The organism is Gilliamella sp. ESL0441 (assembly GCF_019469185.1).
In the GTDB taxonomy this organism is placed as follows: Bacteria; Pseudomonadota; Gammaproteobacteria; order Enterobacterales; family Orbaceae; genus Gilliamella.
On record NZ_CP048264.1, the window covers coordinates 2,409,937 to 2,435,381 of the forward strand.

A 25,445-nucleotide genomic window follows, 5' to 3' on the forward strand; every position below is an offset into this window, starting at 1 on the left:
ATATATTATGCAAAAAACATTTTTAGTGGAAATTGGTACAGAAGAGTTACCACCAAAATCGCTCCGCACTTTGGCTGAAAGTTTTGCGGCTAATTTTATCGAACAACTGGATAATGCAAATTTAGAACACGGTGAAGTCCTTTGGTATGCATCACCAAGACGATTAGCGTTAAAAGTATTAAATCTGAATGATACTCAACCTGATAGTCAAATCGTTAAACGAGGCCCGGCAGTAAGTGCAGCATTCGATCAAGCAGGAAATCCAACAAAAGCCGCAGAAGGTTGGGCTCGTGGTTGTGGTATTACGGTTGATCAAGCAGAACGAATACAAACAGATAAAGGGGAATGGCTTTCTTATACACAAAATCAAAAAGGACAGCCGGTTGTCAATTTGTTATGTGATATGGTGAAAAATGCTTTAAACAAATTACCAATACCAAAACCAATGCGCTGGGCAGCCCGTCAAGTTGAATTTATTCGCCCAAGCCATACTGTGACGATGTTATATGGTGATGAACTGGTACCTGGTACTATTTTAGACATTGATTCCGCACGGGTGATTCGTGGACACCGTTTTATGGGTGAACAAGAGTTTACTATCGATAATGCCGATCAATATCCTGAAATTTTAGAACAACGCGGTAAAGTTATTGCTGATTATGATAAACGTAAATTAATCATCCAACAACAAGCAGAAGCTGCAGCGGCAAAACTCAATGGTAAAGCGGATTTAACAGACAGTTTATTAGAAGAAGTCTCTTCATTGGTTGAGTGGCCAGTTGTTTTGACAGCAAAATTTGAAGAACGATTTTTAGATGTCCCTGCTGAATCACTTGTTTATACCATGAAAGGCGATCAAAAATACTTCCCTGTTTATGATAAACAAGGAAAATTACTACCGAATTTTATTTTTGTTGCCAATATTGAGTCAAAAGATCCGCAAGTGGTCATTGCCGGTAATGAAAAAGTGGTTCGTCCACGTTTAGCCGATGCCGAATTTTTCTATAAAACAGATTTAAAACAGCGTTTAGAAGATCGCTTACCTCGCCTTGAAACAGTGTTATTTCAACAACAGTTGGGTACAGTAAAAGATAAAGCATTACGTATAGAATCATTGGCAGGTTTCATTGCTGAGCAAATTGGTGCAGATGTAGCACAAGCGAAACGCGCAGGCAAATTGACTAAATGTGATTTAGTCACGAACACTGTTTTCGAGTTTCCTGAAACGCAAGGGATTATGGGACGTTATTTAGCGCTTAAAGATGGTGAAAGTGTTGAAGTTGCCACCGCCATAGAAGAACAATATAAACCTCGTTTTTCAGGTGATGAGTTACCAAGTACGCCTGTTTCAAGCGCTGTATCAATCGCTGAAAAAATGGATACTTTAGCCGGTATTTTTGGTATTGGACAACACCCTAAAGGCGACAAAGACCCCTTTGCGCTGCGACGTGCGGCTATTGGTGTTTTAAGAATCATTGTGGAAAAAAACTTACCGTTAGATCTTATTACATTATCTGAATTTGCCACTTCACTATATGGTGATAAATTAAACAATCAAAATGTTGTAACCGATATTGTTAGTTTTATGCAAGGTCGTTTTCGTGCTTGGTATCAAGAACTTGGTTTCACCATTGATACTATTCAAGCCGTATTGGCTATTAATCCTACTAAACCAGCCGATTTTGATGCGCGTGTAAAAGCCGTAACACATTTTAGAACACTACCAGAAGCATCATCATTAGCAGAAGCAAATAAACGGGTATCAAATATACTGTCTAAAGCGAACGTAGAAATTCCTGATACGATCAATGCTTCACTGCTTGAAGCTGGTGCAGAAGGAGAATTAGCAAAACAGATTGCAATCTTGTCAGATAAGTTAGCTCCATATTTCAACGAAGGTCGTTATCAAGATATTTTAGTTGAACTTGCAGCACTTAAAACACCAATTGATGCTTTTTTCGAAGTTGTGATGGTCATGGTTGAAGATGAAAAAGTAAAACTCAATCGTCTTGCTTTATTGAAAATTCTACAACAGTTGTTTTTACGTGTTGCTGATATTTCAATTTTACAATCATAAAAGGATTTAACACTTTATATCAATTATGTTAATAAAATAAACCAACTATAAGGTATTTTTCATGGAATTAAAAACAAATTTAAGTTTCTTTTCTTTGTTAGAAGACACTACTACATTTATGCGAAATCGTTTAAAACAATTTCTAATTTTTTCAGTAGTATATACGCTATTTGCTATTTTAATGAGTTATTTTGTTACAAGCACATTATTTAATTTTGATGCTATATCTTTTCAGCCTAACCAAGTCAATGGTTCATTCTTCGTTGTTATTTTTTTAATGGTTAGCATTCAGATGGCAGCATTTTGTGCTGGCATTTCTAATTTTAATCTTGGACAAAAATTTGATTCAAAATTTTTTATTGAGAAATTTTTTTCTAACTTTATAAAAATTCTTCTGACATTTTTAGCTATGATTGTAATAACGATAATGGCTTCTATTATTATATCAATATTATCTCTTGTATTAAACCTGATATTAAATAAACAATTAACTTTATTTTTAATGGCTCTTATATTTATAGTTTTATTTATCTTTTTGAGTATATTTATAATTTACTTTTGTACTACTCTTATCGATCCCAATCAACAAAAAAGTTGGTTTGAACAAATGAGTATAAGCTTTAAGTTAGTATTTAAAAATAAACTTATTACCATAATTGCTTTAATATCATATTTTGTTATTTTAGCTTTATCTTTATACCTATATAAAATCGCCACTACATCAATATTTTCATTCATAGTTATGACAGTATTAGGTATCATTTTCAGCATCTATTCTTGCTTCTTACAAATATTTTTGGTTAGCTTTTTCTATCGTATTTATTTTTTATCAGTTAATCAAAATGAGCAATTCACACCCCAACAAAATGACAATCAAAATGGTAATAACGGTTTAATTGTTTAATATTACTTTTCCCTACCAACTTAGTTGGTAGGGATAGTTTCTAAGGTTAACCATTTGGATAATAATAATGACGCCAGCTATCAGTTTGCTAAAAAAGTTAAAAATCAAATTTAATGTTCATCATTATGAACATGCTCCTAATGAGACTCAATATGGACTAGAAGCTATTAATAAACTTGATCCTAACTTACATGTGGTAGCAGAGCAGGTATTTAAAACATTAGTTGTTTGTTTGAATGGAAATGATAAATTTTTGGCAGTTTGTGTTGTACCTGTTAAATATCATTTGGATCTGAAAAAAGCAGCAAAGGCATTAAATTGTAAGAAAGTGGATTTAGCCAATCCCAATTTAGCACAAAAAATAACAGGCTATCTAGTCGGTGGAATTAGTCCTTTTGGACAAAAAAAACTATTACCGACACTTGTTGATTTAACAGCAAATCAATTCAATACAGTATTTGTATCGGGTGGAAAACGCGGTTTAGAAATTGAAATTACTCCCCAAAATTTGCTCAATGTATTAAATGCTAAGTTAGTCGACCTTATAGTTTGATCAGTTTAACATTCAACTAAATTGAAAATTAAAGGAAATACTAGGTTTACAGGCGGATTAAATCTTGTGTTGCATATCCAACAATTAAGGTCATAAAAAATTTTATGACCTTAAGACAAATTCCATCAATGAAATTGATAGAAAGGAAAAGAAGAGAATTATTTAATCGCTTCTTTTAAGCTTTTACCTGATACAAAAGCAGGTACTTTGCTTGCAGCAATTTTGATCTCTTTTCCTGTTTTAGGATTACGACCAGTGCGTGCTTTACGAGAATTAACTTTGAAAGTACCAAAACCCACTAATTGTACTGGTTCACCAGCTTTTAATGATTCAGTGATAGCCGCTAATGTAGCTTCTAACGCAGTTTTAGCTGCAACTTTAGTAATATCTGCTTTACTAGCAATTGCGTCGACAAGTTCTGTTTTATTCATGGAAATATCCTTACATATTTATTTTATTGTTAAAGTTAACATAATTAAGAAAAGCTACTTACTAACTTTTCTCCTGTAAACAGCATTTAGGTTACATTATTGTTAAATGTAGTCTATATTGCTCTAATATTAAAGAAAAATTTATTAAAAAGTAAAAAAATCATGGCTTGAACGCTTTAATCGCTCAAAAAAACACCAATATTACTAATTTTTGCCATCCGAATTTCAGTTTTAAGACCTTTGATCAAATCTACTGGTGAGTTACTTTCATCACGCAATAAACGAAAAATGTCCCATTGCAAATCAAATTCATCTTTCACAGTCGGTAAAAGCTCTTGTTCGTTTTCAGTAAGTAAAACATTGTTCTTAGTCATCTCAAATTCAGCAACGGTTGTCGCTGATATACTACTTACTTTAGCGGTGTGTTCAGCAATATCACCACTTAAATACGAGTGTAACAACTCGCTAAGTGCCTGACATGCATCAATAGCAGGATAGACCATATAAGGGCTTTCATTAGTAAAAACCGGAATGATAGCTTCTAATTTTTCTAGCTGTAAATCGAAGTTTATTTTTACATCATAGACTAATAAGGATTCCCATATTAAATCAAGTATTTTTTTGTAATTTTTGCTATCTTCTTGATTTTCAACTTGTTTGCAGTAGTAAACAAAGTTAGGGTACATTCGTTCACACAAACAAACCATAAATAATCGTTGTTGCCATTCAGGCAATTTTTCCATTCTTAATTGAATTGGGTTTTTAATCATGATGAAACCTTTTTGATTGACGATGAACCGCGTCAATTAAATATTGTACATGTTCTAGCGGAATATCTTGATGAATACCATGCCCTAAATTAAAAACATGCCCATTATGATAGCCAAATTCCGATAACACAGCATCTACATTCGCTTCAATGATTAGCTTATCAGCATATAAGACTGAAGGATCAAGATTACCTTGTACCGCTATTTGTCCTTTTTGTGGCACGTTACTTAGATCAACCGTCCAATCAACACCTATCGCATCACATCCCGAGTTTATAATACTTTCTAACCATAATCCGCCACCTTTAGTAAATAAGGTTACAGGTACATAAGAAGTGATATCTTGACTCTTTTTACCTTGTTTTAATTGCGATAGAATTAATTTCATATAATCTAATGAAAACATTTGATAGCTTTGATGACTCAGTACCCCACCCCAAGTATCAAATATCATTATCGACTGCGCTCCGGCTTCAATTTGGGCATTTAAATATATAGCTACACTGTTAGCCAGTTTTTCAAGTAATAGGTGCAGTGCTTTAGGATCACTATATAGCATTTTTTTTATTTTAGTAAAAGCTTTACTGCTACCACCTTCAATCATATAAGTAGCAAGTGTCCACGGACTACCCGAAAATCCAATTAATGGTACTTTTCCGGCAAGTTCTTTTTTGGTTTGCCGAATGGCATCCATCACATATCTTAATGATTGCTCTGGATCAGGAATGGGAAGTCGCTGAATATCAGATAGACACTGAATTGATTGCTTAAATTTAGGACCTTCTCCCGTCTCAAAATACAAACCAAGACCCATTGCATCAGGAATAGTTAATATATCAGAAAAAATAATGGCGGCATCAAGATCAAATCTTTTCAGTGGCTGTAAAGTCACTTCACAAGCTAAATCGGGAGTTTGACACATCGTCATAAAATCCCCTGCTTTAGCTCTTAAATCACGATATTCAGGTAAATAACGCCCAGCTTGGCGCATCATCCATACAGGCGTGTAATCAACAGGTAAACACTGTAAAGCTCGTAAATAACGATCATTTTTTAGTTGATACATAGCATCGACTCTTTTAGTTGTTATGACAATTGATCCAAACGTTTAAAGTTAACATGTTATTTTAGCATCTTATATGCTTATATAATCGATTATTTATGAGGTTGAGAGAGCACATTTTGTGCATAACGAATCAATGTTTCAGAAATATTTTGCATCACACTACTTTCTGGGGCAAATCGATGCCAATAAAGCATTCGTCTTTGATAAAGACCTTCAGTCAAATTGACAAGCTCACCTGTTTTTAACTCTTGTTCAACTTGAAGTTTTGGTAACATACAACAAGCCGAACCTTGTTTAGCCAACTGAACAAATGCTTCAGAGGAACTGGTTATATGACAGACGACACTTCCTGGCGTAAGATTGAAATTCTCTTGTAAAAAAGCTTGATGCATATCATCTAAATGGTCAAACGCTACCGCAGGCGCCTTCAACAAAGAAGAACGAGTAACGCCATTAGGAAAATATTTTTTTGCAAAATCAGGCGACGCAACAAAAATATAGTCTAAGGCACCTAACATATCTGACAAACAACCCGGTAATGGATTGGCTTGAATACTGATTGCCGCCACAACCGTACCAAGTCGCAATAATTCTAATGTATGTTCTTCATCTTTAACTTGTATATCAAAACGTAAAATATTTTTATCTAACACAGGTTTTAGCGCTGGTAAAAGCCAGGTAGCAAGCGAATCCGCGTTGATTGCAATCGATAACGACAATGGTGTCGGATTTTGATCGTTATCACCTAACCATTGCTGTTCAAGTAATTCTACTTGATGCAATAATCCTAAAAGATGTTCGCCTTGCTTGGTCGCTTTTGGAGGAATGGTTCTGACTAAAAGCTGTTGACCAAAAAAACTTTCAAGTTGCTTGATGCGTTGCGAAACCGCCGGTTGTGTAATACACAATTTATCGGCTGCTCTTTCAAAACCTCGCTCTTTTATTACTGCATCTAATGCTTGTAATGCTCTATAATCTGGACGCTTCATAATCTCTTTACGAATAATTGAATCTTTGCTTGAATTCTCAAACCTTTTAGATCAGGCTAATTTATTAAATAGATCTAAAACTTAATATATTTTATCAAAATACTAATGATTTTTGCCTTCCAAACGGTTACTATGCCATATCTTCAGTAATTTTGCTTTCAAAATTTTATTTTTTTGAATAAAAATTATCTAAAACTACGGTGATATCATGACGCAAGATGAATTAAAAAAAGCGGTCGGCTGGTCTGCTTTAAAGTTTGTAAAACCCAACTCTTTAGTCGGAGTTGGAACCGGGTCAACAGCCGCACATTTTATTGATGCTTTAGCAACGATTAAAGGTCAAATTAAAGGAACAGTTTCAAGTTCTGAAGCTTCTACCCAAAAACTACTCAGCTATGGTATTCCCGTACTTGATTGTAATGAAGTCGATAGTTTGGATGTTTATGTTGATGGCGCAGATGAAATTAATTATCAGATGCAGATGATAAAAGGTGGTGGAGCTGCACTCACGCGCGAAAAAATTGTTTCAGCATTAGCTAAACAGTTTGTTTGTATTGTTGATGAATCTAAAGTAGTCAATGTATTAGGTAAATTTCCTTTACCTATTGAAGTCATCCCAATGGCTAGATCTTACGTTGCTCGAGAGTTATTTAAATTGGGTGGAAAACCTATTTATCGTCAAGGTGTTGTGACTGATAATGGCAATGTAATTTTAGACATTCATGATTTAGTCATCACAAACCCAATTGAATTAGAAAATTATATTAATAACATTCCGGGTGTCGTCACAGTTGGTTTGTTTGCTAACCGAGGTGCAAACATTGCATTAGTCGGTTCAAGTTCAGGTGTTAAAGAGTTAACATTAAACCGTTGTTCAAATTAAATTGAGTGTTATCATTAAAGTTTTATGCATTGATGTGGTATATGGAAAGAGAGGAAAAGATGGTCGTTCAGGCTTTAACCAAAGATGAAAATAAGTTTTTATTACTTGAAGGTGTTCACCCTAGTGCAGTTGAGGTACTCAAATCCGCTGGTTTTACAAATATAGAATATCTTAAAAGCGCCTTATCGCCTACCGAACTTAAAACAGCCTTAAAAGATGTCCGCTTCATTGGAATTCGCTCAAGAACTCATTTAACCGAAGATATTATTAACTCAGCACCTAAATTAGCTGGTATTGGTTGTTTCTGTATTGGAACCAATCAAGTTGATCTAGATGCTGCAACTGTTAAAGGTATTCCTGTTTTTAATGCTCCATTTTCCAATACCCGATCTGTTGCTGAGCTTGTTTTAGCCGAAGCCATATTATTGCTTAGACGGGTACCTGAAGCTAATGCTCAAGCTCACCAAGGTAAATGGAATAAAATAGCCACCGGATCCCATGAAGCTAGAGGTAAAAACTTGGGTATTATTGGCTATGGTCACATTGGTAGCCAATTAAGTATATTAGCAGAATCATTGGGAATGAATGTCTATTTTTATGACATTGAGACTAAATTACCTTTAGGTAATGCAAAACAGATAGCAACCATGAATGAATTACTCGCAATGAGTGATATTGTCAGTATGCATGTCCCTGAAAACCCGACGACAATCAGAATGATCAGCAAAAATGAGATCAATCAAATGAAATCAGGTGCGATATTAATTAATGCATCACGCGGTAAAGTTATCGATCTTGATGCATTAACTGATGCTTTAAAAGCCAATAAAATTAGTGGTGCCGCCATTGATGTATTTCCGACCGAACCAGCAAGTAATAATGATCCATTTGAATCGCCATTATGTGAATTCGATAATGTCATTATCACTCCACATATAGGTGGTTCTACCAGCGAAGCTCAAGAAAACATTGGTATCGAGGTGGCAACTAAATTGGCTAAATATTCCGACACAGGTGCGACCTTGTCAGCTGTCAATTTTCCTGAAGCCTCTTTACCTATTCCGGCTAAAGGTTCGAGTCGATTTATCAATATTCACCATAATCAACCAGGTGTATTAACCGCAATCAATACTCTGTTTGCCGAACAAGGTCTAAATATTTCGTCTCAATACCTACAAACGGATCCTAAAATTGGCTATGTAGTCATTGATATCGATAGAGTTGAACAAAGTAAAGCTGAAGAGTTATTAATTAAACTTAAAAATGTCGCAGGGACTATTAGAGCTAGATTGTTATTTTAATTATTAAATAAAATTATCAATGATAAGCTAATTGGTAATTAGATTTGGTTTCTAATGTATCTAAATATGGCAATGTGCATTAAGATTACAAAAGAAGCCAAATATTTATTGAATTAAGTTTCAAATGCTATCAAATTTTATATTAGTTTAATTATCGACTACTTTCACTTTAATTACATTGATACCCCGTTGTATCAAAGCATCATAATATTTATCGTCTAAATTATCATCGGTAATGATAGTATCGACTGCATTTAAATCGCAAACCACATTTGGGCTTCGTCGTCCAAATTTTGAAGAATCCGCTAATAAAACCAGTTTCGCAGCTGCTTTACTCATTGCCACACTACCATGATAACTTTCATTAAAGGTGGTTACACCACCAACCAGATCAACACCATCAGCCCCCATAAACAGTTTATCAAATGAATAGGATTCAAATGCTGCAATTGCTGAAGCATTATTACTATGAAACGAGGCAGATTTACGGCGAAATGTGCCACCCGTTAATATAATATTTTGATCATTATCGTTAGCAACGAGTTCATTCACCATATATAAACTGTTGGTCATGATAGTTAAATTATTAAATTGAGCTAACATAGGAATCATTTGTGCAACGGTACTACCTGCATCAAAAATAACAGAATCACCATCATGAATTAGTTTTGCGGCCTCTTGGGCTATTGCTTTTTTTTGTGCCGTATTAATATAAGTTTTGTGATCGATTGCTCGGTCACCAATTTCTCGATTTAACATTGCACCACCATAAGTCCGTAGCACAAGTCCACTCTCATAGAGCTGAGAAAGATCTTTTCGAATAGTGGTACCGGTTGTTTGAAAATGGGTAGCTAACTCATCAACACTCACTTGCCCATTTTTTTGCAGATATTCTAAGATCGCTGTTTGTCGTTGCCTTACTTTCATGATTGAAGTCCACTATTACTGTTCATTAATAGAATTAATTTATTGTATAAAATATTATACTTCATCATGAAAGAAAATACTTTTCAAAATAAAAGATAGTGATTATTTATTTGCTTTTAATGCAAGAATCAAGGCGCTTTGTGAAGCAATATCATTCGGGAAAATTGTTTCAGGCATAATATCAGTAATATTTAGTCCGTATAATTGTGGTATCGATTTTGGCAATGCAAAAACGGTCACCCCTTTCATCCATACTGAATCAATCACTTTTTTATCGTGATCTAATGATAGCGCGATTAAAACTTTCGGTTTAAAACGTTGAGTTTGGCTACGACCAATACCTAAGTAAGTGCCTTTCTTCATCGATAAAAATGCTCGATTAAAACGACGAATTTGAAACCAGCCAAGTATTATTTGTAAACTCCAAGCAATTAGAGCGAATATGGCTAAATTAGTGGTTATATTCATTATTATCTCCTTTTTACCAGACCAGAAAAGAGATGTGCGAAAGGCATCGCTATACCTTCGCACCAAATTGAGTTAAAACATAACTTGTCCACCCGTAATATTAATTGATTGTCCTGTACAATATGATGCTTTATCGCTTGCATAAAATAACAATACATTAAGCACATCCTGATATTCACAGCCTCGTTTGAGTGGCACCTTATCAATATAAAGTTGTTCAACTTGGTTTTCTGGTATACCAAGTTTTTTAGCATATTGTGGAATCAATGATTGAAACATTGGCGATTTTAATAAGTTACCCAGCATCAATGAATTAACCGTAATCCCGTAGTCAGCAAGATCGAGTGCTAAAGATTGTGTTAATCCAACACCACCAAATTTTGCGGCGCTATACCCTGAATTGTGTTTGCTACCCACTTTGCCGGATTTAGAGTTAATTTGTATAATTCGACCGGCAGTTTTATATTTAATCATCAAATTAGCGAATTCACGTGCACATAAAAAATAACCGGTAAGATTAACATTGACGGATAATTGAAAGTCTTTCAATACAAAATGAGTAATTGGAGCAGCTTTAGCGACGCCAGCACTATAGACCATTAAATCCATTCGTTTAAATGTATTATCAATTTCGTCAGCCAACTGCCGCACACTTTCTTCATCGGTTGCATCCACCCTAAAACCTTTTGCAGTTCCCACTCCATGCTTGTTGTTTATTGTTTCAGCTACTTTATTTGCATTATCAATATTTAAATCTGCAACGGCAACTTTATATCCAGCATCGGCAATACCTTCAGATAAAAAAGCCCCTAAGGTTTGTCCTCCACCTATAATGACTGCTACTTGTTTCATCTTCAGCTCCTTAAATAGTTAAAATTATAATTTCGTCATCGATATTAAGTTGATTGGGTATTTCACCTACAACATGGACAGTCCCGGGTAATTCTGCATCACAACTCCCATCAAATTTTAATGTGATATGACCTAATTCTTTAAAATTAGTCGTTGCGACATCACCGACTGAAGTAATTTGAAAAGCGTGCTTGCCCAATTGAATGCATTGTCCTATTTTAAGATTTTGCCTTAACTCACCATGGCTATGTATAAAGCAATAATCCGCTAAATCAGATGGCGCCCCTTCGTTAAACAGGATTAACATACCATCTGCCAATGCTTCTTTGGCAAAATCACCAATTTGTCTAATTTTTGAATAATAGATAATTTTTGACATCATTAACCTTCTCTATTCGTTTGCTTATTGATAAATAAATAACGATACTGCCCACGCAATTAAAACAGTTGGCGCGCCAGTTAAGAAACGACTAACTAAAACAGCAGGAACACCGACACGCACGGTATCTTGTTTTGCCTCGGCAAGTGACAAACCGACAGGAATGAAATCACAGGCAGCCTGTGCATTAATGGCAAACAAAGCAGGCAAAGCTAAGTGCGGTGGAATATTACCAAGTCCAATTTGAACTCCAACTAATGTACCGATGACTTGTGCAATAACCGCACCAGGCCCTAAAAATGGTGAAAGTAATGGGAAAGAACAAATAAGCGCTAAAATAACCAGACCAAGTGGATTATCGGCTAATGGAACTAAGCCATGAGCAATTAAATCACCTAATCCTGACGCAATGATAATACCAATTAAGGCCGATACAAATGCCATAAACGGTAAAATAGTTTTAAGCACAGTATCAATCGTGTCACGACCTGCCTGAAAGAACACGGCAACACCTGAGCCCATACCGATACCGATTTTTGCTAATAAACCATCACTTTGTTCGGTAATTTTTTTGCTGCTGTCATACTCTTTAAAATTATTTGCTGGCGCTTTTTGGTATGAATTGTTTGTAATAGATGCTTCCTGAATGTCAGTATCCATCTCTTTTTCAATCACTCTAATATTATTGGGTTTTACCGCTGACACATAAATGTCTTCTAAAATATATTGAGCAAGTGGCCCAGATTTACCTGTCGCATGAATATTAATCGTAGGCACTCTATTTTTAGGATAGATACCACATCGTAAAGTGCCACCACAATCAATGACAGCAACACCAATTTCATCTTTAGGCGGTTCCCCTTCTTTAAAACCATCAATAGCTTTCCAACCCGTTAATTTTTCTAAAGTATCAACAATTGCTGGTCGAGTGCCTGCTGCAATGTAGACGATTTTTTTACCTGCTATAATTGGCAGTTCTAAAGGCCCACCCCAACCGGCTTCACCTTTTTCAATTCGAATAAATTTCATCATATTCATTTCCTTGTTTATTTATTTTTGTTATAGATGTACCTTTCGATCTAATTTAATGCCCATTTTTCTTTCAAAAATGGCAGTACAAAAATCAGTAATCCAACCTCTAAAAAAGTTGGTGAATAAGCCAACTAAAAAATAACTTACGGCCAATGGCCCTAAAGGAAGATTTAAGGTTGTTAATCCAGCTGCGATACCTAAATAAACAAAAAGTTCACCGGGATTAACATGAGGAAATAGCCCATTCATTGAATGGCAACTGTAAGAAGATGCCGCATAATAACTAGGTTTATAAAACTCGGGCATAAAACGCCCTAAACTTAGTGTCATCGGATTACAAAAAACAAATGTACCAATTAAAGGCAACAATAAATAACGTGAGATAGGATTGCCAGCGCAGGCTTGTGCTAAGCGCTCAATACGGTCTTGCCCAATAAATTTGATTACGGCATTCATGACCACTAACAGTGAAATTAACAGGGGCAGTATTCCCGTGACCATACCGATAAACACTTTCCCACCCTCTTGAAATAAACCGATAAACCATTCGGCACCATATGAAATTGTATCAATCATAATTTCTCCTCATTAATTAAACTTCAAACAAAGATTATCAATTTCAAAAGCGCAAAACTTTTAACTGTGTCACAATTTGAAATAATTTCTTTTATTGTGAAAGAAATTATTTCAAAAGAAACGATATTTATAATAAAAAAATGAACCATAGACTGCTGAAATAGCAGTAATAGCCAAAAACAGCTCATTTTGATTGGACTTTAGTTAAGACTTGGCGTAATTTGGTATAGGAAAGTTAAGCAATTTTACAATTCACCTATAGGAGAATATTAGATGGCTAAAAGTACTACTTCCAAAAAAACGACTACAAAAAAACCGTTATCTGCTAAAAATACGGCTGCAGCAAAAAAACTACAACAATCTGCTATTTTATTTCCAACTGATTTAGGTCAAAAAGCATCTAAAGATATCTCTGGAGCAATGAATTCTGTATTAGCCGATGTCTTTGCTTTGTATTTAAAAACTAAAAACTTCCATTGGCATGTCAGTGGTCCACATTTTCGTGATTACCATTTAATGTTAGACGATCATGGTGATCAACTATTTGCAATGACTGATCCTATTGCTGAACGTGTACGTAAATTGGGCGGAACAACTTTGCGTTCAATTAGTCACATCTCTAAATTACAAAGTATTTCTGACAATAATGCAGATTTTGTTGAGCCGTCTGATATGCTTGCTGAACTTTGTCAAGATAATATTAGATTAACAGAACGAATGCGTGTTGCTCATGATATTTGTGATAAATACAATGATTCAGCAACAGCAAGCTTAATTGAAGAATGGATTGACCAATCAGAAAGACGAGCTTGGTTCCTATTTGAGACAGGACGTAAATTGGATTCATCAGGACATTAAAGAACTGTAATAATTTTTTGGTATTATAATTAAGAGACACTTAATGTGTCTCTTAATTTCAATTTAAGGGGACCCAAAATGAGTAAAAAAATTGCAGTGCTCGTTGGTAGTTTACGTAAAGGTTCATATAATTTAAAAGTAGCTAAAATCCTTAAAGAAATTGCCCCTTCTTCACTTTCCTTATATTTAATCGAAATTGGCGATCTTCCCTTTTATAATGAAGATATTGATACCGATACCCCACCAGCATCTTACACTTTATTTCGCAACGAAATAGCGGATTGCCAAGGCGTAATTTTTGTCACACCTGAATATAACCGAGGTTTACCGGCTGTGATTAAAAATGCAATTGATGTCGGCTCACGTCCTTATGGTAAAAATGTCTGGGCAAAAAAACCAGCGGCAGTAATTTCGGTATCACAAGGTGCAATTGGCGGTTTTGGCGCTAATCATCAACTACGTCAGTCACTAGTTTTTCTTGATATGCCAACTTTACAACAGCCTGAAGCTTATATTGGTGGTATCAGTGCCACTTTCGATGCGAATGGTAATATTGCAGAAAAAACCCGAGAATTTCTTTCATCAATTATTCAAGCTTACGCAGTATGGGTTGAAAAATTAAGCTAATCCTTTATCATTTTAGGTAGGCATAATTATTAGATGATAGCGTTTATAAATGGCAATATTTTTTCCAAGCAACGAACAAGAGTTATTAGATCGAGCAAAACTTGTTGCTGGATATACATTTGGTGAAATTGCTCAATATTTAGGCATGCCAATTCCTGACAATTTGACTAAACAAAAAGGATGGGTTGGCAATCTTATTGAAACGTTTTTGGGAGCCAATGCCGGTAGTAAAGCTGAACGAGATTTTAGTAATTTGGGCATCGAACTAAAAACAATTCCAATTGATATGCATGGTAAACCATTAGAAACGACCTTTGTCAGTGTAGCACCATTAATGGCAAATCATGGGGTAATTTGGGAAACAAGTCATGTGAGATATAAATTATCTAAAGTACTTTGGATCCCAATCGAAGGGGAAAGATCTATCCCACTTGCCAATCGTAAAGTTGGCAGTCCTATTTTATGGATACCCACAAAAGAACAAGAACAGCAACTCAAACAAGATTGGCAAGAACTGATGGATATGATTGCATTAGGTCATGTTGAAAAAATTACAGCACATTATGGCACATATTTACAAATAAGACCTAAAGCAGCAAACGGTAAAGCTTTAACCGAAGCGGTAGGAGAAAATGGTCAAACTATTTTAACACGTCCACGTGGCTTCTATCTTAAAAAGTCTTTCACCAAGCAAATTTTACACAACGCTACTTACTAATACTATCATCCTGATTCTAAGAAAAGAATTTAAATAATATCAAGCATTAAAATTTTGGAGTTACGTTGATAATTATAAAGTTGCTTTTTTTTAATCGGTAAATCATCAACTTCTGCTGGGTTAAAGCCCTTTTCTCTAAACCAATGAATACTACGCGTTGTTAGCACAAAGATTTTATTAAGTCCTAAATTTTGTGCTCTACTTGCAACCGTGCTAATCAACAAATCACCTCTGGATGAATTGCGATAATCAGGATGAATAGCAACACATGCCATTTCACCCATTTTTTCTTCTTGATAGGGATAAAGCGCTGCACAACCGATAGTCATATTGTCACGCTCAATAATCGTGAATTTATCAATTTCCATTTCCAACTGCTCTCGTGAACGCTTAACTAAAATACCTTGTTCTTCTAACGGACGAATCAATTCTAAAATACCACCAATATCGTTAATGGTCGCTAAGCGAATTTGTTCAGAATGCTCTTTAGCAACTTGGGTACCAATACCATCACGTGAAAATAGTTCTTGTAAAATAGCACCATCAATTAGATAGCTAACTAAATGACTACGCCTAACGCCATTTCGACAGGCTTTTGAAGCAGCTTTCAAAAAGCGAGCTTCACTAGATAGATATTTACCTAATTGCTGTTTACAATTGACATAGTTGTCAGCATCGATTGGAAAAAGATCCGTAATGACTTTACCTTGCTCATCAAGCACACCTTGCTCAGCACAAAAGCTGATTAACTTATCAGCTTTGATTCGAATCGCCACTTCGGCAGCAACATCTTCTGAAGCTAAATTGAAGCTTTCTCCTGTCACCGATACACCAACCGGCCCTAATAGCACAATCGAACCACGATTGAGTTGCTCATCAATTGCCTCACTATTAATACGACGAATTTTACCCGTATGGCAATAATCAATTCCCTCGTCTATTCCTAAGGGTTGAGCAATAACAAAATTACCGCTGACAACATTAATATGAGCACCTTGTAATGGGGTATTATTCAAACTCATTGATAAACTGGCAGTAATATTCAGTTGTAACATGCCTGTTACTTGCTTAATAATATCCAAAGTAACGGCATCTGTAATTCGGGTGTTTTTGTGGTATTTCGGCTCAATATTGTGATTTTTAAGTGATTCATCAATTTGATTGCGTGCTCCATTGACAATAACCAATTTGATTCCAAGACTGTACAGCAATCCAATATCACTAATAATACTTGAATAATTATTACTTTTTAGCACAGCTCCTGTTAATAGGATAACAAAAGTTTTTCCATGATGAGCATTGATATAAGGTACAGAATGCCTTAATCCTTCAACTAACTCGGTTGTTCGCTCTTTCATTTTCGCAATCACCTAAATTGAATATTTATTCATATTTTTTGTATTTTTATTTATTTACGAACAATAAGCAAGCAATATTTGATAAAATTTTGACAAGATAAAATCACAAGTTAAGTACCAAAAGAAAAACCTGTATTCAACAGTGTGTTGTTTATCAAAATTTTATTAAAAGTGGTAACAACAAACAAAATCAACGTATAAAAAAAGCATACCATTATTGTATGCTTTTTAAACTGAGAATAAATTTAAGTAATGCACTAAAAAACGAGTATTATTTATTCATCGTTTTTTGTCATAATTAATATCAACATCCCTTAAATTTTTATTAAATCGTTTATTTATTAATATTAAAGATCATACGATAGCGCATTAATACGACAACCGCTAGTAATGTACCTAAACCTGCAATGATTGCATCACTTAACATGATATATCTTAAACCAAAATTTGTAGATATCCAGCCAATTAAAAAGGGAATGACTGTCGTTGCAACGCTCGATGAAGTGAAGAAAATGCCCAATACTTTACCCTTTCCTGATGGAAAAAATTCAGCCATGGTCGTTAATGCAAGTTGTAATACACCGCCTGCAGCTGTGAAACCAAGCACAAATCCTCCGACAATACACATTGTTGGTGTTGGATTGAGATACAATCCGATAAGCATTAACATAGATAACAGCGGATAGACAACCACAATATATACAGGTTTAATTAAACTTTTGACCAATATTGAAGTTAAAAAGACACTAGCAAGGGTACCTAGACCATACGAAGAGAATGCCTTAACCGCTCCTGCTGCATCCATACCAGCGACAGTTTGAGAGAAATCCTTTAAACATGAAGAAACCAAATAAAATGTTGCGGTAGAGGTAAAACCAATCACAATAAAACAGATACCTTCAATCCAAAAATTTGATTTATGTTTTAAAGTTGGCGCTTCTTCAGTAATCGTTTGTAAATCTTTTTCTTCTTGTTCTGGTGTGATTTTATGATTTGGGAATGGCATTTTCAGTACAACTAATGCATTTAATGCGAGAATAATACAACATAAGATAAATGACCAACCGTAATATCCTTCACTCGCCATAATAATACCCATAATGATAGGTAGTACCGATTGACCTGCGGCAATCGCTGCTTTAGTTAATATCGATGCAGAGCCAGGCGATTTTGGAAAAGCTTCCATTAATGCAGGATAAGTACCAGCATCAAGTGTTGAATTAGCAATACCGCCTAACACCGCAAACATAAAGGCAATTTCAAAACTTGGGCTAACCAAAATACCAACTAAAAAACCAATATAAAATAATCCGCCTAACGCAATGAAAGGTTTTCGCCCATACTTATCGGATAACGTTCCCATAACAAATAGGACTAACAAGCGCCCCACGCCTAACCCCATCATGACATCATAAACACTCTTTTTTGCCTTGCCTATTAAGTCAGTTTGTTCAGGAGTAAGTGCATCTTGCGCAATATTAAATAAGTAAGCAATGTCAGGATTAAACTGAGCAGCTAAATAATCAATATTCAAACCAAGTATTATTGCCCCCATTCCATGCACAAAGTAGTTTATATATAAACAGATCGAAGTGCCTAAATATCTATTTTTCATTTATTATTTCCTGTATAAATTAATTTTCAAAACACTAAAATAAATTTTACTCATCATGTAAATAACATTGAGTTTTAAATTTTTTTCATATCTATCACTTTGTTAAAACGGAAATAGACAATCAGCGCTAATACCACACTAGTCAGCGCAATAACAAAATCGGTTAAAATGGCATAACGTACATCAATTTTCGCTAATTTAGGCACTATCAATGGAATAACAGTAAAAGAGAATCCGCTAAAAGTATACATACAACCAACGGCAATACCTTTACGTGTTGGAAATAATTGTTGCATGACAACTAACGTTAATTGAAGTACACCACCTGCAGCAGTAAACCCCATTCCAATAGCAACAAAAAAACACATCTCCGAAGATATATTGAAATAGAAAAGAATAAGCACAAGAGCGGATAGAGCAGGAAGAATAATGATGCAATCTATTGGCTTTAAAAAATATTTGACTATAAATGCAGTAACAAACACAGAAATAATTGATGCTCCGCTATAATAGCTAATCAACTGGTTAGCTTCAAATTCATCCATATTCACACCTTGAACCGCTATGGTTGGCAACCATTGTGAAATGACCAAAAATGTTGCTGTGGTGGTAAACCCCATGATGATTAATAGCACACCTTCAATAGCAAATTTTGGGGTATCTTTAAAATAATTATCAGTTCCTTCACACCCCGTAATAGCAATCTTTTTAGAAGGAAATTGGGTTGGTGCAAGCAATATTCCATTGATTATTAAAAATGCAGCAAAAGAAAGAAATGCCCAACCATACCAGATATGATATTCACCAAAAAAGGTAACGATGAAAGGTAATATTAATGTTCCAATTGAAATGAACGCTTTAATCAATACACTAGCAGAACCTGCTGATCGAGGAAAACACTCAGTTAATGTAGGCATAGAGCCAGTATCTAAACATGAGTTTCCAGCACCAATAGCAATAGCGAGACAAAAGGCGATATGAATGTCAGTGCAAAAAGTCATGCCTACAAAAAAGATTACATAACATGCCATACCTAAATAGATAAAAAGTTTACGACCAAATATATCTGACAAGATTCCACCAGCTAGCATCAAAGATATTTTTCCTATCCCAATACCAGAAGCAACATAGCCAAGTTTAACAATATCGGTATTGAGTTGTTTTGAAAGATCATTTGAAAATTGCATAATTACGATTAATGCAATACTTTGTATAATGTAATTTGCGTAAATAGAGCCGACAATCCCATAAGAATTGACCTTTCGATTATCCATTGGTAGTACTCCATAGCTAAAAATTAAAAATATAAACTGTAACTGCTTTCAATATACAATCATCAATCTGAATCTAAAAGAGATAAGTATAATTTTATTGCTAAACTTTAACGCTGGTCACATTTATTTATAGATTCTAATAAATTCATAAATATAAAAATATAGTATTGATTAATATGCGAACCAAAAAATAAATTTATTCTATAGTATTTTAAGAATTTATTCTTTTTTTTTATAAAAAAATACCACATTAAATGTGGCACTTTGGAAGAAAGGAAGAGAATATTATATTAGTTATGCAGAATTTGAAGAATTTCACTAAGAATTTGACTTTCGTCTTGATCAACATTGACTACATGGTGTGCAGCATCATGATATAAAGGTAATCTATCAGCTAATACTTTTTCCATTTCATCAACGATGGATAAACCTGTTAAAGATGGTCTTTGAGCGACATTAGGATCTTTCATTAAGCGTGCGGCTAACGTTACCGCAGGAGCAGATAAAAAGATTACTATCCCATTTTGCTTCATAAAATCGCGATTATGCTCAGCCAGTACCATCCCACCTCCAGTTGCGATGACATGTGACGGTTTGGCGGTATCAATCAGGACTTGACTTTCTCTTGCTCTAAATCCATCCCACCCCTCTTTTTCGACGATTTCTGCAACAGTTTTTTGGGTGGTTTCAAGTAAATGGCAATCTGTATCAACGAAAGAAAATGACAGCTTATTTGCAAGCATTTTTCCTATAGTTGTTTTACCTGCTGCTCTTGCACCAACTAAAAAAATTGTCTTATTCATATTAGATCCTTTCATATTTACAGATTGAAGAATATATTGACTATGCTAGTGATTCACTACAGTTTTTGCAACATTTTTTTTACATATTGTTTATCAAAAAAAACATCATTGATTTTTATCAATTTAACTTAATGCTTTGTCATTTTTTCGTAAATAAAAATTTACACCATTTATTTGATTCCTTTAATGAAGTAATAGATTGATCGATAATCCACTAACACAGTTTTTCTAAACCACGAAAATAAAGTTCCGTTGCAATTGATTGATGTAAGCGCCATTGTATGACATCCAGATCTGGATTTACCTTATTAAATTCTTCAAATGTCATGAAATAACGAATAGTATTACTTCCAACCCTATCATTGATACTATTGATGATAATATTTACTTTATCAGTACGTAGCTTTTTTAGCGCTTTCATTGCATTAGCCACAAATTCCGGTACAGGTTCTATGCCTTTTTCCCAATCGTGCCAAGTTTTTGCATCTGTTTTACCAATATATTCGCTTGCTTCTGGCACTTTTAGCATAAGAAAACGGCGATAAGCTTGCAATTCTAGGTTAGTCATAATTACTCCTTCTAATAACATACTAAATTTATACAATAGATTAGAATTCATAGGAATTTTTATCGTGCATTGCATAAATAGTTTTCACTAACACATTTAATAATGTTTTGTTATTAAATGTGTATCATGTCAGACAAATACTTATTTCTCGGCTAAAGCATCTATAACAGCTTGTTTTGCCCGGTCAGATAAATCTTTTCCTGTCCAAATTTTGAATTGGGCATTAGCTTGACCAATAAACATTTCCCTTCCTGATATTGATTCCCATCCTGCTTTTTCGGCCTCTTGTCTGAAACGGGTATGATACGGTGTATAAACAATGTCGTATGCAACACCTTTTCCTTTGAACCAAGAATATTCATAAGGTGTCTGGTCTTCAAATTTACCTTTCATACCTAATGGCGTAGAGTTGATAATAATTTGCGCTTCAACTTTATCTCGATCTTCCCAAGCAACCGTTTTTAAATTAAATTCTTTAGCAAGTTCTGACGGCAAATCCGTTACAATATCCGTAACAGTAATATCGGTATAACCTAGATCATGTAAGCCAACTACCGCAGCTCGAGCTGCACCACCTGCGCCAAGTAATAGCACTTTTTTGTATTGTGGAGGTAACTGCTTTTCCTGAAGAGGTTGCATAAAACCAACAATATCTGTGTTATCACCACAAAGCTTATCACCATCCCAATAAACTAGATTTGCGGCGCCTGCTTTTTTGACATGTTCAGTCACTTCATCTAAATAAGGAATAATAGCTTGCTTATGTGGAATTGTGACACATAACCCGCGAATATTTAATAATTTTACAGATTTAAAAAGCGTAGTAATATCTTCGGGAGGTGTTGAGAATGGAACCAAAACCGCAGGAATGCCATAATCTTGAAATGATGTAGTATGAATTAGAGGACTCAGACTATGTCCTAAAGGGTAACCGATAATGCCGTAAATGCTATAGGGCGTAAACTGGCTCATATAATCTCCTTGAAAGTTAGAAAATTAAACCGAATAAATTAATTCTGTCATTCACTGTATTAAAGCATATTTATTATAAAATTAAATCATTTTTTCTAAAATTATAGACACCCTTAATGATTTGTTTTATAACAATTTGTTTAATATATAGAATTTAAATTTGATGAGTAAAAGCAATGTTAAATTGATTAGAAAATTCATCGATAATAAACTTTTTATATTTTTTGATGAAAATAATTGATAAGGCTAATCACACGACAAACCTTATCATTATTCTGATGATATCAAATCCCTTACAATAAATTTATGCTAATAGATTAAATTTATCGACCAAAAATCGCATCGTCACTGTGTTCAATTAAGAAATGATAAAACTTCTGGGCTGCCGGTAATAATGGTCTATTTTCCATTGTCGCAATAAATATATCTCTTTTTTGATAATTTTTGCTCATTGGTACTAATGTTACATTGAATTCTTCAGGTATATGTACTCTCGGCATAATACCGATACCATAATTAATCGAGACTAATCCCATCATGGCGCTTTCTGTTTCTACATGACAAGCTATGTTCGGCTTAATGCCCGTTTTATTTAACATGTCATCGATCACACTTTTCATCCCACTTCGTTCTGTAAATAAAATAAGGGGTTCATGAATTAAGTCTTTTAAATCAAGTTTTTTACGCTTAGATAAAGGATGATCATTAGAGATAATAAAAACTAACTCTTGTTTAGTTAATTTTTGAAAATGAACATCAGGTTCATCTTGTAAGCGTGAACAGATGGCTATCTCGTATTTTTTGTCTCTTAAACCTTCAATGATATTTTGTGACATCCCTTCATAAAAAGAGAAAGTAATATCTTTATTTTCAGGTTGAGCTAAAAATGCCTTAATAATTTTTGGAATATAATTGGAGCTAATCGAATAGATAAAAGCAAGTCCAATATGACCATGTGAAACACTGGTTAACTCTTTAACAAACTGTTCACCTTCTGATAATGCCGTTAGAGCTTGTTCTACATAAGTAAGATATTGTTTACCTTCTTTTGTTAGCTCAACATTTCGGCCTCTTTTTTGAAATAATTTAATCCCAACCTCTTTTTCCAGTTCTGATATAGAATGACTAAGGCTTGGCTGACTGATTGAAAAATATTCTGATGTTAATGTGTAATGTTGAGTTTTTGCAAGTACTTGGAAATATTTTAGTTGTTTAAGATTCATGTCATCAAACTCTCTTTACTTATTTATACAAAAGACAGTATAGGAGAATTTTCTATTAACACAATATTTGTATTTTATTTAACTCAGTTAAATTTAAACTTATTTTTTTCTTAAACAAGATAATACTTGAGAATTTGCCGATAAAAGCGTATACTTCGCTACCTCATTATTGTGGGTGTAGTGTGAGAGGTGAGACTGCTTCTCAAATAGAGCTGCAGCAAACTAAAAGCCTGACGAGGTTAATTCCATTAACATATTACGCCCAAGGCTTAAGCATAGAAATTTCGGAGAATTATTGACATGTCACGAGTATGCCAAGTAACAGGAAAAAAACCTTTAGTAGGGAATAATCGTTCTCATGCGATGAATGCTACTAAACGTCGTTTTCTACCAAATCTTCAAACTCACCGTTTTTGGGTTGAGAGTGAAAAACGTTTTGTAAAATTACGTGTATCAGCTAAAGGTATGCGTACTATCGATAAAAAGGGTATTGATGCAGTTTTAGCTGAACTTCGTGCCCGTGGTGAAAAGTACTAATAAGGAAACCCTATCATGGCAAAAGGTGTACGCGAAAAAATTAGATTAGTTTCTTCTGCTGGTACAGGTCATTTTTATACCACTAGCAAAAATAAAAGAACCATGCCTGAAAAAATGGAGATCAAAAAATACGATCCTGTTATTCGTCAGCATGTTGTCTATAAAGAAGCTAAAATCAAATAGTTTTAGATAAATACCAAAAACCCAGCTTAGCTGGGTTTTTTTATATCTATAATTGTGAAAATTAAATTAGATAAATTAATAAAAAAGCTCCAGTTTCAACTAAAGCTTTATAAATTAAATGATGTCTTATTTTAAATATTCTTGCTCATATGCTCTTGCTTTTTTATCATCAAATACATGTTCCCAGCGTGCAATAACAATAGCCGCTAAGGCATTACCAACCACATTAACCACGGTGCGTCCCATGTCTAATATACGCTCAACGCCCATGATATAGCCAATATAATCAAGCGGTATATCAATACTGCCCAAAGTCGCCGAAAGTACCAAAATTGAGGCACCTGGTACACCAGCAATCCCTTTTGACGCTATCATCAATGTTATAACGATGATAATTTGATCTAGAATGCTTAAATCCATACCAGATAATTGCGCGAGAAAAATAACAGTTATACTTTGATATAATGTTGAACCATCAAGATTAAATGAATATCCAGTAGGAATAACAAAACTCGTAATTGCTTTCGGTGCACCATAAGCTTCCATTTTTTCAATGATCTTAGGCAAAGCTGTCTCAGAGCTTGCAGTTGAAAATGCAATAACGAGTTCTTCTTTTAATATTTTTAATAAGGTAAAAATATTAAATCGGCACATTTTACAAACTAAACCTAATATGACCAAGGTAAATATAATCATTGCTGAATAGACAGTTAAAATTAATTTCAGTAATGGCAATAATGAAGCGAATCCATATTTGGCAACAGTTACCGTAATTAATGCAAATACCCCAATAGGTGCGTAACGCATAATCATATTTGTTACTTTAAACATTGTATCTGATACCACTTTTAAAAAGAATAAAAATGGCTCACGCTGTTTATCAGGTAAAGACATTAAGCCTAAACCAAAAAAGACACAGAAGAAGATAACAGGTAAAACTGCACCATCAGACATTGCTTTAAAGATATTAGCCGGAATCATGTCTAAAATCATAACAATTAAACCATGTGGTTTACCGCTAAGTTCTTCAGCTGCTTTAGTATATTTACTCATATCTGCTGAGGCTAACGTTGAAGAATCAATTCCCGCGCCAGGTGCAAAGAAATTTCCCCAAAAAAGGCCTAACAAAATAGCAATAGTAGTAATAATTTCAAAATAAAGAATAGTTTTAAAACCAAGCATTCCTAAACGTTTTGAACCACCAATGCCTGCTATACCTAACGTTAAAGTACTAAGAATAATTGGCAATACAATCATTTTTATTAAGCGAATAAAAATATCCCCAGCTGGTTGAAAGATATTGATGATTAAAAATTGGTAATCCGAATGCAAAGGATGATTTGAATCAGAAAGTTCAAACAGATAAGCACCTACAGCCACGCCTAGAATTAATGCTATAAAGATTTGCCATGCAAGATTTGATAATATTTTTTTCATTAAAAATGACATTTAATACTATTCCTTTTTGAGGTTTTCTAAAATAAAAAAGGACTAGCTGTAT

Annotated in this window: 28 protein-coding genes; 10 read left to right on the plus strand and 18 right to left on the minus strand. The window is 34.4% G+C overall.

From position 1 onward, the window contains the following. Positions 1 to 4: 4 nt before the first annotated feature. From glyS to ybaK, 3 genes are all read left to right on the plus strand, one after another. A complete protein-coding gene (gene glyS, locus GYM75_RS10680; protein WP_363317398.1) occupies positions 5 to 2,077 on the plus strand; it encodes a glycine--tRNA ligase subunit beta in 2,073 nt (690 codons plus the stop codon). 61 nt (positions 2,078 to 2,138) lie between these two features. Then, positions 2,139 to 2,981 carry a hypothetical protein gene (locus GYM75_RS10685; protein ID WP_220215934.1) on the plus strand — a complete coding sequence of 281 codons (843 nt, stop codon included), beginning with the start codon at positions 2,139 to 2,141 and terminating at the stop codon, positions 2,979 to 2,981. A 67-nt stretch (positions 2,982 to 3,048) separates the two neighbouring features. Further along, positions 3,049 to 3,534 carry a Cys-tRNA(Pro) deacylase gene (ybaK, locus tag GYM75_RS10690; protein WP_220215935.1) on the plus strand — a complete coding sequence of 162 codons (486 nt, stop codon included), beginning with the start codon at positions 3,049 to 3,051 and terminating at the stop codon, positions 3,532 to 3,534. 158 nt (positions 3,535 to 3,692) lie between these two features. On the opposite strand, the gene GYM75_RS10695 is transcribed toward ybaK, so the two are convergent. The 4 genes from GYM75_RS10695 to GYM75_RS10710 form a co-directional block, all read right to left on the minus strand. Next, positions 3,693 to 3,965, minus strand: a complete 273-nt coding sequence (locus tag GYM75_RS10695) for an HU family DNA-binding protein (RefSeq protein WP_034946923.1) — start codon at positions 3,963 to 3,965, stop codon at positions 3,693 to 3,695. Positions 3,966 to 4,141: 176 nt separating this feature from the next. After that, positions 4,142 to 4,735 carry a YjaG family protein gene (locus GYM75_RS10700; RefSeq protein WP_220215936.1) on the minus strand — a complete coding sequence of 198 codons (594 nt, stop codon included), beginning with the start codon at positions 4,733 to 4,735 and terminating at the stop codon, positions 4,142 to 4,144. Continuing rightward, the gene (gene hemE / locus GYM75_RS10705) at positions 4,728 to 5,801 is read right to left on the minus strand and encodes a uroporphyrinogen decarboxylase (RefSeq protein WP_220215937.1); all 1,074 of its coding nucleotides are present in this window, start codon (positions 5,799 to 5,801) and stop codon (positions 4,728 to 4,730) included. Before hemE ends, GYM75_RS10700 begins: the two co-directional genes overlap by 8 nt. An 89-nt stretch (positions 5,802 to 5,890) precedes the next feature. Further along, positions 5,891 to 6,790, minus strand: coding sequence for a LysR family transcriptional regulator ArgP (locus GYM75_RS10710; protein ID WP_065558410.1), 900 nt, complete (start codon positions 6,788 to 6,790; stop codon positions 5,891 to 5,893). A gap of 208 nt (positions 6,791 to 6,998) precedes the next feature. Between GYM75_RS10710 and rpiA the strand changes: the two genes are divergently transcribed. Together rpiA and serA are read left to right on the plus strand one after the other, a co-directional pair. Further along, positions 6,999 to 7,673 (plus strand): ribose-5-phosphate isomerase RpiA, encoded by a 675-nt coding sequence (gene rpiA / locus GYM75_RS10715; protein ID WP_220215938.1) that lies wholly within the window; start codon positions 6,999 to 7,001, stop codon positions 7,671 to 7,673. A gap of 59 nt (positions 7,674 to 7,732) precedes the next feature. Further along, positions 7,733 to 8,974, plus strand: a complete 1,242-nt coding sequence (gene serA / locus GYM75_RS10720; protein WP_220217310.1) for a phosphoglycerate dehydrogenase — start codon at positions 7,733 to 7,735, stop codon at positions 8,972 to 8,974. Positions 8,975 to 9,121: 147 nt separating this feature from the next. Here the strand turns inward: serA and GYM75_RS10725 are convergent, their stop codons facing one another. The 6 genes from GYM75_RS10725 to srlA form a co-directional block, all read right to left on the minus strand. Continuing rightward, the gene (locus GYM75_RS10725; RefSeq protein WP_220215939.1) at positions 9,122 to 9,901 is read right to left on the minus strand and encodes a DNA-binding transcriptional repressor; all 780 of its coding nucleotides are present in this window, start codon (positions 9,899 to 9,901) and stop codon (positions 9,122 to 9,124) included. Between the two features lie 102 nt (positions 9,902 to 10,003). After that, positions 10,004 to 10,369 (minus strand): transcriptional regulator GutM, encoded by a 366-nt coding sequence (locus tag GYM75_RS10730; protein ID WP_220215940.1) that lies wholly within the window; start codon positions 10,367 to 10,369, stop codon positions 10,004 to 10,006. Positions 10,370 to 10,441: 72 nt separating this feature from the next. Then, a complete protein-coding gene (gene srlD / locus GYM75_RS10735) occupies positions 10,442 to 11,221 on the minus strand; it encodes a sorbitol-6-phosphate dehydrogenase (protein WP_220215941.1) in 780 nt (259 codons plus the stop codon). Between the two features lie 10 nt (positions 11,222 to 11,231). Further along, a complete protein-coding gene (locus GYM75_RS10740; RefSeq protein ID WP_220215942.1) occupies positions 11,232 to 11,600 on the minus strand; it encodes a PTS glucitol/sorbitol transporter subunit IIA in 369 nt (122 codons plus the stop codon). A gap of 24 nt (positions 11,601 to 11,624) precedes the next feature. Next, positions 11,625 to 12,632, minus strand: a complete 1,008-nt coding sequence (locus GYM75_RS10745) for a PTS glucitol/sorbitol transporter subunit IIB (RefSeq protein WP_305054114.1) — start codon at positions 12,630 to 12,632, stop codon at positions 11,625 to 11,627. A 27-nt stretch (positions 12,633 to 12,659) separates the two neighbouring features. After that, complete coding sequence (gene srlA / locus GYM75_RS10750; RefSeq protein WP_220215943.1) at positions 12,660 to 13,208, minus strand: glucitol/sorbitol-specific PTS transporter subunit IIC; 549 nt, start codon at positions 13,206 to 13,208, stop codon at positions 12,660 to 12,662. Positions 13,209 to 13,481: 273 nt separating this feature from the next. Here srlA and GYM75_RS10755 point away from each other — a divergent pair, with 273 nt between their 5' ends. From GYM75_RS10755 to mutH, 3 genes are all read left to right on the plus strand, one after another. Next, entirely contained in the window at positions 13,482 to 14,066 is a 585-nt protein-coding gene (locus GYM75_RS10755) for a Dps family protein (RefSeq protein ID WP_220215944.1), read from the plus strand. Positions 14,067 to 14,144: 78 nt separating this feature from the next. After that, positions 14,145 to 14,693: an NADPH-dependent FMN reductase gene (locus tag GYM75_RS10760; RefSeq protein WP_220215945.1), complete on the plus strand. Its 549-nt coding sequence runs from the start codon at positions 14,145 to 14,147 to the stop codon at positions 14,691 to 14,693. 49 nt (positions 14,694 to 14,742) lie between these two features. Further along, a complete protein-coding gene (gene mutH, locus GYM75_RS10765; protein ID WP_220215946.1) occupies positions 14,743 to 15,411 on the plus strand; it encodes a DNA mismatch repair endonuclease MutH in 669 nt (222 codons plus the stop codon). Between the two features lie 29 nt (positions 15,412 to 15,440). Here mutH and argA read toward each other — a convergent pair whose 3' ends face one another. The 7 genes from argA to GYM75_RS10800 all read right to left on the minus strand — a co-directional run bounded on the left by argA (position 15,441) and on the right by GYM75_RS10800 (position 23,224). Continuing rightward, positions 15,441 to 16,769 (minus strand): amino-acid N-acetyltransferase, encoded by a 1,329-nt coding sequence (gene argA / locus GYM75_RS10770; RefSeq protein ID WP_220215947.1) that lies wholly within the window; start codon positions 16,767 to 16,769, stop codon positions 15,441 to 15,443. Between the two features lie 334 nt (positions 16,770 to 17,103). Further along, positions 17,104 to 18,384, minus strand: coding sequence for an MFS transporter (locus tag GYM75_RS10775; protein WP_220215948.1), 1,281 nt, complete (start codon positions 18,382 to 18,384; stop codon positions 17,104 to 17,106). A 74-nt stretch (positions 18,385 to 18,458) separates the two neighbouring features. Beyond that, positions 18,459 to 19,658, minus strand: a complete 1,200-nt coding sequence (locus GYM75_RS10780) for an MFS transporter (RefSeq protein ID WP_220215949.1) — start codon at positions 19,656 to 19,658, stop codon at positions 18,459 to 18,461. Between the two features lie 290 nt (positions 19,659 to 19,948). Next, complete coding sequence (gene aroL, locus GYM75_RS10785) at positions 19,949 to 20,461, minus strand: shikimate kinase AroL (protein WP_220215950.1); 513 nt, start codon at positions 20,459 to 20,461, stop codon at positions 19,949 to 19,951. A 214-nt stretch (positions 20,462 to 20,675) separates the two neighbouring features. Then, positions 20,676 to 21,029, minus strand: coding sequence for a DUF1870 family protein (locus tag GYM75_RS10790; protein ID WP_220215951.1), 354 nt, complete (start codon positions 21,027 to 21,029; stop codon positions 20,676 to 20,678). A gap of 141 nt (positions 21,030 to 21,170) precedes the next feature. Next, entirely contained in the window at positions 21,171 to 22,001 is an 831-nt protein-coding gene (gene aroE, locus GYM75_RS10795) for a shikimate dehydrogenase (protein ID WP_220215952.1), read from the minus strand. Positions 22,002 to 22,324: 323 nt separating this feature from the next. Continuing rightward, entirely contained in the window at positions 22,325 to 23,224 is a 900-nt protein-coding gene (locus GYM75_RS10800; protein ID WP_220215953.1) for a LysR family transcriptional regulator, read from the minus strand. Positions 23,225 to 23,524: 300 nt separating this feature from the next. On the opposite strand from GYM75_RS10800, the gene rpmB reads away from it, so the two are divergent. Together rpmB and rpmG are read left to right on the plus strand one after the other, a co-directional pair. Then, positions 23,525 to 23,761, plus strand: coding sequence for a 50S ribosomal protein L28 (rpmB, locus tag GYM75_RS10805; protein ID WP_220215954.1), 237 nt, complete (start codon positions 23,525 to 23,527; stop codon positions 23,759 to 23,761). A 15-nt stretch (positions 23,762 to 23,776) separates the two neighbouring features. Continuing rightward, positions 23,777 to 23,944 carry a 50S ribosomal protein L33 gene (rpmG, locus tag GYM75_RS10810; protein ID WP_110442828.1) on the plus strand — a complete coding sequence of 56 codons (168 nt, stop codon included), beginning with the start codon at positions 23,777 to 23,779 and terminating at the stop codon, positions 23,942 to 23,944. Between the two features lie 126 nt (positions 23,945 to 24,070). On the opposite strand, the gene gltP is transcribed toward rpmG, so the two are convergent. After that, the gene (gltP, locus tag GYM75_RS10815) at positions 24,071 to 25,381 is read right to left on the minus strand and encodes a glutamate/aspartate:proton symporter GltP (RefSeq protein ID WP_220217312.1); all 1,311 of its coding nucleotides are present in this window, start codon (positions 25,379 to 25,381) and stop codon (positions 24,071 to 24,073) included. Positions 25,382 to 25,445 lie beyond the last annotated feature (64 nt).